Source organism: Pseudoclavibacter terrae, assembly GCF_008831075.1.
Taxonomy (GTDB): domain Bacteria; phylum Actinomycetota; class Actinomycetes; order Actinomycetales; family Microbacteriaceae; genus Pseudoclavibacter; species Pseudoclavibacter terrae.
Window position 1 is genome coordinate 196718 of the sequence record NZ_WBJX01000005.1, and the last position, 12652, is coordinate 209369.

17 protein-coding genes are annotated in these 12652 nt (G+C 69.1%); 12 read left to right on the forward strand and 5 right to left on the reverse strand.

What is annotated here, in order from left to right:
• Nucleotides 1–6: 6 nt before the first annotated feature.
• The 6 genes from deoC to F8O03_RS14700 all read left to right on the forward strand — a co-directional run bounded on the left by deoC (nucleotide 7) and on the right by F8O03_RS14700 (nucleotide 5976).
• Nucleotides 7–690, forward strand: a complete 684-nt coding sequence (gene deoC, locus F8O03_RS14675) for a deoxyribose-phosphate aldolase (RefSeq protein WP_151424527.1) — start codon at nucleotides 7–9, stop codon at nucleotides 688–690.
• An 83-nt stretch (nucleotides 691–773) separates the two neighbouring features.
• The gene (locus F8O03_RS14680) at nucleotides 774–1727 is read left to right on the forward strand and encodes an ADP-ribosylglycohydrolase family protein (RefSeq protein WP_151424528.1); all 954 of its coding nucleotides are present in this window, start codon (nucleotides 774–776) and stop codon (nucleotides 1725–1727) included.
• A gap of 138 nt (nucleotides 1728–1865) precedes the next feature.
• Nucleotides 1866–2450 (forward strand): hypothetical protein, encoded by a 585-nt coding sequence (locus F8O03_RS14685; protein WP_151424529.1) that lies wholly within the window; start codon nucleotides 1866–1868, stop codon nucleotides 2448–2450.
• 102 nt (nucleotides 2451–2552) lie between these two features.
• Nucleotides 2553–3602 carry a PLP-dependent cysteine synthase family protein gene (locus F8O03_RS14690; protein ID WP_151424647.1) on the forward strand — a complete coding sequence of 350 codons (1050 nt, stop codon included), beginning with the start codon at nucleotides 2553–2555 and terminating at the stop codon, nucleotides 3600–3602.
• Nucleotides 3603–4600: 998 nt separating this feature from the next.
• The gene (locus F8O03_RS14695; protein WP_151424530.1) at nucleotides 4601–5194 is read left to right on the forward strand and encodes a TetR/AcrR family transcriptional regulator; all 594 of its coding nucleotides are present in this window, start codon (nucleotides 4601–4603) and stop codon (nucleotides 5192–5194) included.
• Nucleotides 5191–5976: an SDR family oxidoreductase gene (locus tag F8O03_RS14700; RefSeq protein WP_151424531.1), complete on the forward strand. Its 786-nt coding sequence runs from the start codon at nucleotides 5191–5193 to the stop codon at nucleotides 5974–5976. Before F8O03_RS14695 ends, F8O03_RS14700 begins: the two co-directional genes overlap by 4 nt.
• A gap of 65 nt (nucleotides 5977–6041) precedes the next feature.
• Here F8O03_RS14700 and F8O03_RS14705 read toward each other — a convergent pair whose 3' ends face one another.
• Entirely contained in the window at nucleotides 6042–6398 is a 357-nt protein-coding gene (locus F8O03_RS14705) for a zinc ribbon domain-containing protein YjdM (protein WP_151424532.1), read from the reverse strand.
• A gap of 135 nt (nucleotides 6399–6533) precedes the next feature.
• On the opposite strand from F8O03_RS14705, the gene F8O03_RS14710 reads away from it, so the two are divergent.
• Nucleotides 6534–6914 carry an SdpI family protein gene (locus F8O03_RS14710; protein WP_167516600.1) on the forward strand — a complete coding sequence of 127 codons (381 nt, stop codon included), beginning with the start codon at nucleotides 6534–6536 and terminating at the stop codon, nucleotides 6912–6914.
• A gap of 54 nt (nucleotides 6915–6968) precedes the next feature.
• Here the strand turns inward: F8O03_RS14710 and F8O03_RS14715 are convergent, their stop codons facing one another.
• The 4 genes from F8O03_RS14715 to F8O03_RS14730 are packed head-to-tail and all read right to left on the reverse strand — an operon-like array spanning nucleotide 6969 to nucleotide 9180.
• A complete protein-coding gene (locus F8O03_RS14715) occupies nucleotides 6969–7271 on the reverse strand; it encodes a cupin domain-containing protein (RefSeq protein WP_151424534.1) in 303 nt (100 codons plus the stop codon).
• Between the two features lie 41 nt (nucleotides 7272–7312).
• Complete coding sequence (locus F8O03_RS14720) at nucleotides 7313–7513, reverse strand: hypothetical protein (protein WP_151424535.1); 201 nt, start codon at nucleotides 7511–7513, stop codon at nucleotides 7313–7315.
• A gap of 40 nt (nucleotides 7514–7553) precedes the next feature.
• Nucleotides 7554–8687, reverse strand: coding sequence for an NAD(P)-binding domain-containing protein (locus F8O03_RS14725; protein WP_151424648.1), 1134 nt, complete (start codon nucleotides 8685–8687; stop codon nucleotides 7554–7556).
• Nucleotide 8688: 1 nt separating this feature from the next.
• Nucleotides 8689–9180, reverse strand: a complete 492-nt coding sequence (locus tag F8O03_RS14730; protein ID WP_151424536.1) for a MarR family winged helix-turn-helix transcriptional regulator — start codon at nucleotides 9178–9180, stop codon at nucleotides 8689–8691.
• A 96-nt stretch (nucleotides 9181–9276) separates the two neighbouring features.
• On the opposite strand from F8O03_RS14730, the gene F8O03_RS14735 reads away from it, so the two are divergent.
• The 5 genes from F8O03_RS14735 to F8O03_RS14755 all read left to right on the forward strand — a co-directional run bounded on the left by F8O03_RS14735 (nucleotide 9277) and on the right by F8O03_RS14755 (nucleotide 12605).
• Nucleotides 9277–10365 carry an LLM class flavin-dependent oxidoreductase gene (locus tag F8O03_RS14735; protein ID WP_151424537.1) on the forward strand — a complete coding sequence of 363 codons (1089 nt, stop codon included), beginning with the start codon at nucleotides 9277–9279 and terminating at the stop codon, nucleotides 10363–10365.
• Nucleotides 10358–11128, forward strand: a complete 771-nt coding sequence (locus tag F8O03_RS14740; RefSeq protein WP_151424538.1) for an NADPH-dependent F420 reductase — start codon at nucleotides 10358–10360, stop codon at nucleotides 11126–11128. Before F8O03_RS14735 ends, F8O03_RS14740 begins: the two co-directional genes overlap by 8 nt.
• Before the next feature lie 96 nt (nucleotides 11129–11224).
• Entirely contained in the window at nucleotides 11225–11407 is a 183-nt protein-coding gene (locus F8O03_RS14745; protein ID WP_151424539.1) for an antitoxin, read from the forward strand.
• Between the two features lie 216 nt (nucleotides 11408–11623).
• The gene (locus F8O03_RS14750; RefSeq protein WP_151424540.1) at nucleotides 11624–12151 is read left to right on the forward strand and encodes a hypothetical protein; all 528 of its coding nucleotides are present in this window, start codon (nucleotides 11624–11626) and stop codon (nucleotides 12149–12151) included.
• Between the two features lie 61 nt (nucleotides 12152–12212).
• Complete coding sequence (locus F8O03_RS14755; RefSeq protein ID WP_151424541.1) at nucleotides 12213–12605, forward strand: hypothetical protein; 393 nt, start codon at nucleotides 12213–12215, stop codon at nucleotides 12603–12605.
• The last annotated feature ends 47 nt before the right edge of the window (nucleotides 12606–12652 follow it).

Sequence of the window (12652 nt, forward strand, 5' to 3'; positions counted from 1 at the left end):
CAACCCATGACCAGTGCACGCCCCCTCGCCGCATACCTAGACCACACGCTCCTCAAGCCAGAGGCGACTCGCGCCGACGTCGAGGCCACCATCGCCGAGGCCGCCGAACTGGGGGCGTACAGCGTCTGCCTCTCGCCTTCGGTGCTGCCGGTGACGATCCCCGCCACATCCGACCTCAAGCTCACCGTGGTGTGTGGCTTCCCAAGCGGACGCCACCAGAGCAACGTCAAGGCGTTGGAAGCCGCAACCGCGGTCGAGCAGGGCGCCCACGAGATCGACATGGTGATCGACATCGGAGCGGCTGTTGACGGCGCGTACGAATCGGTCGAGGACGACATCCGCGCGGTTCGTGCCGCTGTCCCGGCCCCCACCGTGCTGAAAGTCATCATCGAGTCGGCAGCCCTCTCTGATGACGCCATCGTCGCCGTCTGCCGTGCAGCGGAGGCCGCCGGCGCCGACTTCGTGAAGACATCCACCGGCTTCCACCCTGCGGGAGGCGCGAGCCTGCACGCGGTTGACCTCATGAAGCGCACGGTCGGCGACCGGCTGGAGGTCAAGGCGTCCGGGGGCGTCAGGACGCGAGCCGAAGCGGATGCATTCATCGCCGCCGGAGCGAGCCGTCTCGGTGTGTCCGGCAGTCGGGCGCTGCTGAAGGACGACGTGGAGTCGACGGCTGCTGCCGGGTACTGAGTCGAGCAAGACTTCCTGACCGAGCGGTGGCCCAGTTGACTCTGGCCCACCGCTTTGTCGGTGGCACATTGCACACTAGGAACATGACCCTCACCGCACCCCAGCTCGACCGCGCACGCGGCGCCGTCCTCGCATCAGCTGTCGGCGACGCCCTCGGCTCGCAGTACGAGTTCGGGCCGCCGCTCTCGGATGCGACGCCCGTGTCCTACGGTGTCGGCGTGTTCGGCCACGGGGTCGGCGAGTGGACCGACGACACCTCCATGGCCATGCCGATCCTCCAGGGCCTCGCGGCGGGGGAGTCGCTGAACGACGCCCATGTGCTCGCACGAATCGTCGTCGCCTGGCGCGAGTGGGCTCGGGATGCGAAAGACGTCGGCGCGCAGACGCGCACCGTGCTGTCCGCCCTCGACGGCGATGTCACCGAGGACAGAGCCCGCGGCGCCGCCCGCGACGTCCACGCGCGCGCCGGCCGAAGCGGCGGCAACGGCGCCCTCATGCGCACCGGCCCCGTCGCCCTCGGCTACCTCGCCGACGGCCAAGAGCGCGACCTCGCCGACGCCGCCACCCGCATCGCACAGCTCACCCACTGGGAAGACGACAACGCCGACGCCTGCGTGCTCTGGTGCCTCAGCATCCGCCACGCCATCCGCACCGGCGAACTCGACGTCCTCAGCCAGCTCGACGCCCTCCCCAGCGAACGCCGCGACAGGTGGCGCGGCTTCACCGAGGAAGCGCTCGCGTCCGGCGCCCACCCCCGCGACTTCTCCGAACTGAACGGCTGGGTCGTCCGCGCCTTCCAAGGCGCACTCGCCGCGATCACCGGTGCCACGTCAGCAGTGGATGCACTCGAACGCGCCGTCCGCGGAGGCAACGACACCGACACCGTCGCCGCCATCGCCGGGTCACTCGCCGGTGCCGTCCACGGCGCGGACGCGCTGCCACGAGTCCTCGTCGACCCCGTGCACGGCTGGCCGCGGCTGCACGGCGCCGACCTCATCGCGCTCTCCGACTCAGCCGTCGCGAAGCGGGGCGCCTAACGTAACGGAGTCCCTGAACGCACGCGCACGGGGTGCCCCGGCCTGCTGACGCACATGCGAGCCGACTCCTCACCCCGGTTGCGCGAGCCGATCGGTCTCGGGCCGACTGGCATTGCGGCCGACCCGTAGCCTGTTGGTATGTTCTCCGCGCATCCACGACGCCTGGCGGCACTCGCGACTGCGCTGCTCGCCTCCACCGTGCTCAGTGGATGCGGGCCCGCGTACCCGGAGATCCCTCGCGACGCCGAGACCGGCGGGCAGACGCTCGTCGAGCTCGAGGACACCCTTGACTCCATTGAGGGGCTCACCTTCTCCGACGTCGGCGGGTCGGATCCCAGCATCAAGGGCAACACCGGGTTCGGGATGAAAGTGACCCTGGAGGAGGGGTACCAGCTCGCCAACCCTGGCGCGCTCCTCGTCTTCCTCACCGAATCGGCGTGGTCGGTGCGCGACGGTTACATGCCGAATATCGCCGTCGAGATCCACTACATGGGCCCCGTGGACGACGACATCGACATGACCGCCGTCGGCATCGAAGCCGGGTGGGTGCCGAGCACCTCCTCGACTCCTGGGGTTGCCGACAACGGCTTCACCAGCGTGTCCGTTCCCGTCGCCGACTCCGCCGCCGAGAAGGGGGTACCCGAGAACGCGCTGCGGCTCGGGCCGTGGCCCGGCGACGTGCCCGAGGTCCCGACCGGGATGGTCGTCGAACGCCGAGACTGACCGACGCGCCGACCCCGCAGGCCAGGGGGAAGCATCCGGCCGCTCGCGTCGCATACTGGATCGGTGGCACACGCAACCGAGACCCCAGACCGACGCCAGTGGATGCGCGAGGCGATCCGCGTGCTCGAGGCTGACGCGAACCGCAGCGCCGACACGCACCTCCACGTGTTCCCGCTTCCGCCGGAGTGGGGCATCGACCTGTATCTGAAGGACGAGTCGGTGCACCCGACTGGGTCGCTGAAGCACCGCCTCGCGCGCTCCCTCATCCTCTACGCCATCGTGAACGGGCAGGTCGGTCCGCGCACCACGCTCGTCGAGGCGTCGAGCGGGTCGACCGCCGTGTCGGAGTCGTACTTCGCGCGGATGCTCGGGTTGCCGTTCGTCACGGTCGTGCCCCGCACCACGAGCCCCGAGAAGATCGAGCTCATCGAGTTCTACGGCGGCCGCTGCCACCTGGTCGACGAGCCCCTCCACGTGTACTCGGAGGCGGAACGGCTCGCCGCCGAGCTCGACGGGCACTACCTCGACCAGTTCACCAACGCCGAGCGCGCCACCGACTGGCGCGGCAACAACAACATCGCGAAGAGCGTCTACTCGCAGATGACGCTGGAACGCTTCCCCATTCCCAGCTGGATCGTGGTCAGCGCCGGCACCGGCGGCACCTCCGCGACCTTCGGCCGCTACGCCAGGTACTGCGGGCACGACACCCGTCTGGCCGTCGTCGACCCGGAAGGCTCGGCGTTCTATGAGGCCTGGAAGACCGGAGACCGCAGCCACGCGACCGGTCGGGGCTCGAAGATCGAGGGCATCGGACGCCCACGCGTCGAGCCGTCGTTCATCGAGACCGTCATCGACGACATGATCCAGGTGCCGGACGCCGCCTCCGTCGCCGCGATCCGCGTCCTCCGCGAACGCACTCAGCACTGGGCGGGCGGATCCACCGGAACGAACCTCGTGGGCGCCTTCCAGATCATCGCGCGGATGCTCGCCGCCGGTGAGCGGGGCAGCGTCGTCACCCTCATCTGCGACGGGGGAGCCCGCTACGCGAACACCTACTACGACGACGCCTGGGTCGCCGCGCAAGGATGGGAGCTCGAGCCCCACCTCGACCGGATGCATGCGTTCCTCGACACGGGGCAGTGGAATGACTGACTCAGCGCGCGCAGGGCTGCCCTTCACGAGTGTTCGAGAGGAGCCACGTAGATGCGAGGCCGGAGCGCTCCGAACGCATCCCTGATTCCTGCGGTGGATAGGTGCTTTGAGCCATCTGATTAGTCGGATGCTTCAGTGAGGAGATCCTGAAGTACGCCACCCGCGAGGCGATCTTGCACTGGGCAGGTGTCCGTATTCGGGCAAATGAGCATGCCAAGAATCCGGAGGCCAAGGTACAGCTGCTCCGCTGGACTAGCAGCGCTCAGGGCTCCGGCCGTGGCTTTCGCAATTGCTGTTCCGGCGCCCCGTGCGGCCCAGTCGGGGAGCCCGCACTGAACTAGTGCGGATGCGAAGGCGCCGCCCACGGCTTCGGATGCCCAGGACGGGTCTAGGGCGTCCGCCGCCTCTGCGAAGAGTTCACAGAGCCAGTGTGAGCCTTTCCCCTTTTTCGCGGCGCTTCGAGCTAAGTCGTCCGCCGCAGCCGCGAGGATCGCAACGTCGGTAGTCGAGAGGATGAGCTCGAGAGCAGCAGAGACGGTCTTTGCGCTGATCTCGGCACCGACGGGGCCCGCGCTTTTTCTTAATGTTGCGGCTGTCAGATTTCTGGCGCGGTTACCCGCTGCGGATAGGTGCGAATCAGGTCGGGGCCACCCTCCGCGACCTGATCCGCCACAGGTAGGGCAACGGTCAAATGCTGTGGCTCGGTAGTGGCCTTTTACGGGTGCAGTGCATTTCGTCATTCGCCAAATCTATGGCTCCGTATGCGTGCGGGAAAGGTGCTTGGAGTTGTTCGATTCCGCCAACCCCTATTGACTCTAAGTGATCCGCTATTCTTCCCGAATCGATGGCGTCGAAATGCTGAGCATGCACGGTTCGTGTGTGTCGCTTGTCTTGCGAATTGCATAGCGGTGTTCGTGGCGGACAACTCGCCACGAGGTGCCGCGGGTGGCAAGAGCGCACTTTCTGGACAACCGTCCGAAACTTGCTAGGCTCGTCGTGTGCCAACGACCGCCACGCCCCGCTCGCCTGACCCTCGCCCCGCCCGGACACAGGCCGCGATCGTCGCCGCCGTCGAGGAGCTGTCAGCTCGTGGCGACGAGGTCACGGTGCCCGCGATCGTCGCCGAAGCCGGCGTCAGCCGCTCGACCTTCTACGCGCAGTTCCGCGACCTCGACGCGCTCGCCGTCCGCATCCTCACTGAGGTCTTCACGCAGATCGAGGAACTCGACCTGAGCCTGCGCGCGTCCGCGACCCCCATCGAGACGGCCCGGGCGACGACGTCGCAGCTCGTCGCCGAATTCGCGAAGCGCCGCACGCTCTACGCCGGCGTGCTCGGCAGCCGGACGACCACGGAAGCGGCCCGAGCCGTCCGCGCGGCCTTCGCCGAGCAGGCCCTCGGCACCATGCAGCTCACTGTTCCCGCAGGCCTCGACCCGAAGGTCGCCGCTGAGTACGTCGCGGGCGGCAGCCTCGCCGTCATCACGGCCTGGCTGCTCAGCGACACCCCAGAACCCACCGAACGCGTCCAGCAGCAGCTGCTCGCGCTCCTCCCCGCCTGGCTCATCAACGACGATAAGGACACCCCCTCATGACCCGCACCTACGTAGTCACCGGCTCGGCCTCCGGCATCGGCAAGGCCACCGCAGACAAGCTCCGCGCCGACGGGCACACCGTCATCGGCGTGGACCTCAAGAACGCCGACATCAACGCCGACCTCACGACCGCCGAGGGCCGGGCCGAGCTCGTCACCCGCGCCGAGGAGCTCAGCGGTGGCGTGGTCGATGGCGTGCTCGCGATCGCGGGCCTCGTCATCCCGGCCCCCGTCACCGTCGCCGTGAACCACTTCGGCGCCGTCGCCACGCTCGAGGGCCTCCGGCCGCTGCTCGCGAAGTCGGATGCGCCCCGCGCCGCCGTCGTCGCATCCCTCGCCGCCCTCGAGGAGGTCGACCAGCAGCTCCTCGACCTCATCGAGTCGGGCGACGAAGCTGGCGCGCTCGCCTACGCCGACTCGCTTGGTGCGACCGCCAACGCGACGGGCTCGTCCGTGCTCTACACGACCTCGAAGCTGTCGATCGCCCGCTGGGTTCGCAGGAACGCCCCGAGCACCGAGTGGGCGAAGGCCGGCATCGCGCTCAACGCCGTCGCGCCCGGCGTCATCCTCACCCCGATGACCGCGGCCGCGCTCGAGACTGAGGAGGGCCGTGCGGCACTGGATGCGGGTGCCCCGGCACCATACGGGGGCCCCGCCGCCGACCCCGTCCAGGTCTCGAACCTGCTCGCCTGGCTCACGAGCGAGGACAACGGCTACGTCACCGGGCAGATCATCTTCATCGACGGGGGAGCGGAGAGCATCCGCCGGCCCGAGCTCGTGTAGCGAGCCCCGGCTGCCCCAATGGCGCCGGCCGGCGGCGGGAATCCCGCCGTCGGTCGGCTTCGTCGTCAGACGACCTTCTTGACCACGCTCGACTTCAGCTGCATCTGCCCGAACCCTGGCACCTTCGCGTCGATGTCGTGGTCGCCGACACCGTCCGTGATCAGGCGGATGCCGTTGACCTTCGTGCCCACCTTGACTGTTCCGCCGCCTGCGCCCTTGACCTTGAGGTCCTTCGCGATCGTGACGGAGTCGCCGTCGGCCAGCACGTTCCCGACCGAGTCCCGAACTTCGAGGTGTGTCTCGGCATCGTCGGCGTCACCGGGCGCCCACTCGTGGCCGCACATCGGGCACACCAGCAGCGCTCCCATCTCGTAGGCGAGCTCGCTCGCGCACTCGGGACACGGGGGAAGCTGATCAGGCATCGAGGCTGACCTCCAGGGAATCTCGCCGAACAGGAACGCCGACAACGCTAGGGCACGAGGCGTCGCCGCATCGAACGAGGAGTACGCGCTTGCGTGCGGGAACGCGACGGCGGCCTGCTCCGTACGATGGTGCAGATGGATACTCCCCTTGCCGCTCGAATCGTGCTGGCAATCGTCATGGCAGGCTCCGGGCTCATCGTCATGTGGATGGCCCAGGCCGCCGCCTCTGGCCAGCTGAAGCGGAACGACATCGCCGGCATCCGGACGCCGAGCGCGATGTCAAGCGACGTGGCCTGGCTCGCCGCGCACGTGCGGTCGAAGCGCGCCACGATGACCGCCGGCATCCTGGCGCTGGTGACCGGCCTGGTGGTGCTGATCCCGATGCCGAGCCCGGTCATGATCGGGGTTGTCCTGGCGGGATGTGCGGCCCTGCTCGGGTTCGTCCTCTACGGTGCCCGCGTTGGCGTCCGAGCGGCGAAGCAGGTCGGGGAGAGGCCGAGGGGATCGGCCAAGTAGTCGTAATCGCAGTCGTAGCCTCAGCCGACTGAAGGCGCCGCAGCGGGGCCCGACTCAAGACCCTGGTGCCGCTTTCGCCTCGACCTCCACGAACGTGAACTGCTCGTCGCGGTCGTTCACGATGTTGTGGCGTGCGCCGGCCTCGCGGCTGTAGCTCACGCTCGCCGTGCACTCCATCGCGAACGGGTCAGCAGTCTCGGTCTCGACGGTCAGGGTTCCCGTCGTCTGCGGCACGACGACATACGGCATCGTGTGCGTATGCCAGCCGGTCTCGGCACCGGGAGGGAAGCGCCACTCGGTCACGCGGAATCGGTCGTCGTCGACCTGGACGGTTGGGGTGGCGGCGGGGCGAGTCATGACACGACGCTACCGGTCACGACGATGCAACGCCCATCCGCCTAGTTCTGCTCCTCAGCGGGGTCCTCTTCCTCCTGCTGCGTCTCCTCGGTGCGGTCGCGGAGCTCGTCGGCCATCGCGGCTGCGCCGTCGCGCCCGTGCTCGCCCTCGACCTCTTCGATGATGTCGCGCAGGTTCTCGTCGCCGGCCGAGGAGTCGTTCGAGTCGCCGGACGCGGGGGATACGTTCTGTGGGGTCGTCATGGCGCGACCGTACGCACCGAGGCTGGACGACCGCAGATCATCAGCTGACTGCCGACTCCCGTGGACCCGCGGTGCGCTCGCTCCGCCCCAGCTCGAGCCTCTCGATCGCTCGCACCGCATCTCGTCCCGCCCGGTTGGCGCCGACCGTCGACTGCGACGGCCCGAACCCGATGAGGTGGATGCGCGGCTCGTCGGCGACCTGCGTGCCCCGCATCGTGATGCCGCCGCGCTCGTTGCGCAGCCCCAGCGTGTCGAGGTGTGCGAGGTCGGCGCGGAAGCCGGTCGCCCAGAGGATCGCGTCCACGGGCGTGAAGGCGCCGTCGGCCTCGCGCACCCCGCCCGGTTCGATCGCGGTGAACATGGGCCGCCGCACGAGCGCCCCACGGTCGCGCGCGGCGATCGCGTACGGCGACCAGCCGAGGCCCGTGTACGAGACGACGCTGCTCGCCGGCTCGCCCGCCTCGACGTCGGCGATCACCTTCGCGATCGTGCTCCGCCCCTCGACCTCAGGGTTGAAGCCGTGCTCCAAGAACACCGGCTCGCGCCGCGTGTACCAGAACGTCCGGGCCCCACGCGAGATCTCCTCCAGCTGCTGCACGGCTGAGATGCCGCCGCCCACGACCGCCACCCGCTGACCCGCGAACTCCTCCGCTGACACGTAGTCGCGCGTGTGCAGCTGACGCCCCTCGAACGTCTCCTGGCCCGGAATGCTCGGCAGTAGCGGGTTGTTCCAGGTGCCCGTTGCGTTGATGATCGCGCCCGCCCGCCACACGCCGGCCGCATCCGTGCGCACGAGCAGCTCGCCGCGGGGGTCTGCACCGACGCGCGAGACATCGAGCACCCGAACCGGCCGCACGATGGGCAGCGGATGCGCGTGCTCGAACTCCGCGAAGTACCGCGGCACCGCATCCCGACTCGGTTCGTCCTCGCTGCCGGGTGTCCGCGCGAACGTCGGCAGGTCGAAGATGCCGTTCACGGTCGCCATCGTCAGCGACTCCCAGCGATGCTGCCACGCGCCACCCGGTTCGGGGTTCGCGTCGAGCATCACGAAGGTGCGCTCGGCCGCCGGCTCGTCCAGGGCGCTCACGAAGCCGCGCCGCTGCAGGTGGAACCCCGCCGACAGCCCGGCCTGGCCGGCGCCGATCACGACGACCGTCGCGGAGCGCGGGGTGATGTCAGTCAAGATCGGAGCCGTCCTTTGACCTGTCGAGCCCCAGGTGCCCGCGAATCGTGTCCGTCAGGGCCTCGACCTGAGCGAGCTGCTCGGGGGAGAGGGCGTCGAGGAACAGCTCTTGCACGGCCTTGAGGTGCGGAACTGACCCGCGGCGGAAGGCGGTCGCCCCCTCCTCGGTGAGGCTCACCACCGACCCGCGCGTGTCCTCCGGGCACGGGTCGCGGCGCAGCAGGCCGCGCTTCTCCATGCGGCCGAGCTGGTGAGAAAGGCGGCTGCGTTCCCAGCCGACCGACGCCGCGAGCTCGGATGAGCGCAGTGAGCGCCCTGGCGCCTCACGCAAGGCGAGCAGCACGCCGTAGTCACCCGTCGACAGCGACGACTCGCTCTGCATGCGGCTCGCGAGGCGGGAGTTGAGCACGCCCGTCGTCTCGATGAACCCGCGCCAGACGCGCAAGTCCTCGGCGCTGATCTGCGTTCTCGGCGATGCGTTCATGAGGCCTCCAGGGTTCGGAATGCCTCCATCATGCCACGTAGTTGACATATCAACTACCCTGACGCATGATTGACGCGTCAACTACTTGGAGGACCCATGAGCACGCAGCAGGGAACGCAGATGAGCGCAGTGGATGCAGCCCAGCTCCCATTCGAGATCGGCCTCAACTCGTTCGGCGACGTGCCGAACGTCGACGGCACGCCCCTGTCCGACGCAGCGACGGTTCGCCTGCTCGTCGACGAGGCCCGCCTCGCAGAGAAGGTCGGCCTCGACGTCTTCAGCATCGGCGAGCACTACCGCGAGGGCTTCGTCGACTCCGCGACCCCCGTCATCCTGGCCGGCATCGCGACCGCGACCGAGCGCATCCGCCTCGGCTCGGCCGTCACCGTGCTCAGCACCAACGACCCCGTTCGCCTCTACAACGAGTTCTCCACGCTCGACGCGCTCTCGAACGGACGCGCCCAGATGGTCGTTGGCCGCGCCTCGCAGACCCAGTCGTTCCCGCTCTTCGGCTACGACATCGCCGACTACGAGCAGCTCTTCGAGGAGAAGCTCGACCTCTTCATGCAGCTGCAGCGCAGCGACTCGGTCACGTGGTCGGGCAGCGTTCGCGCGCCGCTCGTGAACCAGACGCTGCATCCGACCATGCGCCCCGGTGGCATCCCCACCTGGGTGGGCGTCGGCGGCAGCCCAGACTCGGTCGTGCGCGCCGCCCGCTACGGCCTGCCGCTCATGCTCGCCATCATCGGCGGGCAGCCCGAGCGCTTCGCCGGCCACGTCGACCTCTACTTCCGTGCGCTCGAGAAGTTCGGGATGCCCGCGAACCGGGTCGGCCAGCACGCCCTCGGCCTCGTCGCCGAGACGGATGAGGAAGCCGCCGAGACCTGGTGGGAGTCGTGGAAGCCCATGGTCGAGATGATGGGGAAGGAGCGCGGCTTCTACCCGCCAACCAAGGAGCGCTACCTCATGGAGCTCGAGACCGGCGCCCTCTTCGTCGGCTCGCCCGACACGGTCGCGAAGAAGATCGTGCGCATGGTGGAGGTTCTCCGCATCAGCCGCTTCGACCTCAAGTACGACGTCATCGGCCTGCCGACGGACGCCCGCGCCCAGACCATCAGCCTGCTGGGCACCGAAGTCGCACCCCGAGTGCGCCGACTGCTCGCGAAGGAGTCCATCAATGTCTAGCGTTCAGACGAACAGGAACGGGTCGGCAGGGAGCCTGCCCACCATCGGCATCCTCGGTGCGGGCAAGGTCGGCACCGTGCTCGCCCGCCTCCTCCTCGGCAGCGGCTACCGGGTGCTCATCGCCGGGTCCGGGGCGCCGAGCAAGATCGACCTCATCATCGACGTGCTCGTGCCGGGCGCCAGCACGGGAACGAGCGCCGAGGTCGCGGCCGAGGCCGACATCGTCATCCTGGCCCTGCCGCTCGGCAAGGCCCTGCCGCTCGCCGAGCGCGACGCGCTCCCGCTCGACGGGCTGCGGGGCAAGCTCGTCATCGACGCCATGAACTACTGGTGGGAGATCGACGGCGTGCGCGACGACCTCAACGACCCGACCGTGGCGACGAGCGAGCTCGTGCAGCAGCTGCTGTCCGACTCGCGCGTCGTGAAGGCCTTCAACCACATGGGCTATCACGACCTCGACGAAGGTCCGAGGCAGACCGGCGCCCCCGGCAGGCGGGGGATCGGCATCGCGGGCGACGACGACGCCGACCTCGCCGCCGCGGCGACGCTCGTGGATGCGGCCGGGTTCGACCCCGTGCTCGTCGGCACCCTGCACGAGAGCTTCCTGCTGCAACCGGGCAGCGAGCTCTTCGGCGCGAACTTCCCCGCCGACGAGGTTCGCGCCGCCGCCGCGCGCTTCCCGGGCACCGAGCGCGCCCTCGAACTCACCGCGCGGCGGGCCGAGAACGCCGGGACGGTACCAGCGGACACCGTGCGAGTCTGACCGGACACCAAGCTCCCGCACACCGCGCATCCACGTCAGGATGCTCAACTCGATGCAACGCAATCGCGTTGATCCGACGAAGCGAAGGAGACCACCATGGTGTTCGAGAACATCGGCGACAAAGCAGCCCAGGCAGCGAACAGCGAGCAGGGCGAGCAGCTCACCGACCACGCCTTCGACGCGGCCGGCGACCACGCGGAGACCGCGATCGGCAACCAGCACGACGAGCACATCCAGAAGATGCGCGACGGCGCAGACGAGGCAGTCGGCACCGAGTGACGACGAGCGACCAGCTCGCCTGACAGCGCAGGAAAGGCCCGCCACCGGCGGGCCTTTCCTGCGTCCGGGCCGCTTCCTGGACGAAGCATCCGGAAGCCTGGGCGTCCCGTGAATCCATTTGACTGACCCCAGACCCAGCCTCATAGGGTCGAAGACGTCGGGCCACAACCGGCACTCACGCAACATGCACTCGATGAGCACACTCACGGAGGAATCATGAAGCTGAAGAACACCGTCACCCTGGCCACATCCATCGTCGTCGCTGGAGCCCTCGGCGTCGCAGGCAGCACGGCCGCGAACGCCGCCCAAGCACCCGTCGTCACCGCAGCGTCCGCCACCGCAGACAGCGGGGGATACTCGCAAGAGGCCTTCGCCGCAGAAGTCGAATACACCGCCTCCCTCAGCGCCGAGGAGCAGGACGCCCGCGTCGAGCAGCTCATGGCGGAGGCGAGCGCCGAAGCCGAGGCGGTCGAAGGCCGCGCCGCGCTGCCGCTCATCCCGTTCGCGGTCGTGGCGGCCTGCATCGGCTCCGCCGGCTACGGCGCCTACTCGTCCTACAAGTCCGGCGACCCCGTCGACTTCATCGCGCAGACCGTGATCGGCTGCATCCCCTTCGGTGCCGCAGCCAAGCCCGTCGTCGTGACCCTCATCAACGCCAACAAGCCGCTCGTCATCTCGGGCCTCAAGGCGCTCGGCCTCGGCGCGAACTCCGCCATCATCCTGGCCCTCGGCGGCGACAGCTGAGACAACCCCGCTGACACCCGGTCCACGACCGCAGACGACACGACGAAGAGGAGTCCTCCCCATGAGCAGCAGCACTGAACAGCGAGACGGCAGCCGGCTGGCCGTCGCAGCAGCAGCGGTCTTCCTCGGAGGTGCCGTCGCCGCATCGGCAACGCAGACCACCGCCGGGTGGGCGGATGCGCTCCTCGCGGGACCAGTCGTGCTCGCGCTGATCCTGCTCGCCGCGACAGCCTGGGTGGCGCGCTCCCGTCCCGCAGCCGCCAGCCGCCGCGCATCCGCGACCTACCTCGGCGTCGCCATCGCGGCCAGCATCGGGATCACCGCGACGCTCGCCCTCACGGGCCTCGAGGGCGGCCTCCTGGTCTACGCGCTCCCGCTCGGATCGGCGCTGCAGCTCGCGCAGCTGGCACGCTCCCTCTCCGAGGGACGAGCGGGCCGAACCGTGAACGGCTGACGGGCGCGCACCGGGACGGCGCACGCCCTGAACGACAGACTGCGGGC

Coding starts and splice junctions, on each gene's coding strand:
- deoC (WP_151424527.1), top strand. CDS start 7: ATGACCAGTGCACGCCCCCTCGCCGCATACCTAGACCACACGCTCCTC.
- F8O03_RS14680 (WP_151424528.1), top strand. CDS start 774: ATGACCCTCACCGCACCCCAGCTCGACCGCGCACGCGGCGCCGTCCTC.
- F8O03_RS14685 (WP_151424529.1), top strand. CDS start 1,866: ATGTTCTCCGCGCATCCACGACGCCTGGCGGCACTCGCGACTGCGCTG.
- F8O03_RS14690 (WP_151424647.1), top strand. CDS start 2,553: ATGCGCGAGGCGATCCGCGTGCTCGAGGCTGACGCGAACCGCAGCGCC.
- F8O03_RS14700 (WP_151424531.1), top strand. CDS start 5,191: ATGACCCGCACCTACGTAGTCACCGGCTCGGCCTCCGGCATCGGCAAG.
- F8O03_RS14705 (WP_151424532.1), bottom strand. CDS start 6,398: ATGCCTGATCAGCTTCCCCCGTGTCCCGAGTGCGCGAGCGAGCTCGCC.
- F8O03_RS14710 (WP_167516600.1), top strand. CDS start 6,534: ATGGATACTCCCCTTGCCGCTCGAATCGTGCTGGCAATCGTCATGGCA.
- F8O03_RS14715 (WP_151424534.1), bottom strand. CDS start 7,271: ATGACTCGCCCCGCCGCCACCCCAACCGTCCAGGTCGACGACGACCGA.
- F8O03_RS14720 (WP_151424535.1), bottom strand. CDS start 7,513: ATGACGACCCCACAGAACGTATCCCCCGCGTCCGGCGACTCGAACGAC.
- F8O03_RS14730 (WP_151424536.1), bottom strand. CDS start 9,180: ATGAACGCATCGCCGAGAACGCAGATCAGCGCCGAGGACTTGCGCGTC.
- F8O03_RS14735 (WP_151424537.1), top strand. CDS start 9,277: ATGAGCACGCAGCAGGGAACGCAGATGAGCGCAGTGGATGCAGCCCAG.
- F8O03_RS14740 (WP_151424538.1), top strand. CDS start 10,358: ATGTCTAGCGTTCAGACGAACAGGAACGGGTCGGCAGGGAGCCTGCCC.
- F8O03_RS14745 (WP_151424539.1), top strand. CDS start 11,225: ATGGTGTTCGAGAACATCGGCGACAAAGCAGCCCAGGCAGCGAACAGC.
- F8O03_RS14750 (WP_151424540.1), top strand. CDS start 11,624: ATGAAGCTGAAGAACACCGTCACCCTGGCCACATCCATCGTCGTCGCT.
- F8O03_RS14755 (WP_151424541.1), top strand. CDS start 12,213: ATGAGCAGCAGCACTGAACAGCGAGACGGCAGCCGGCTGGCCGTCGCA.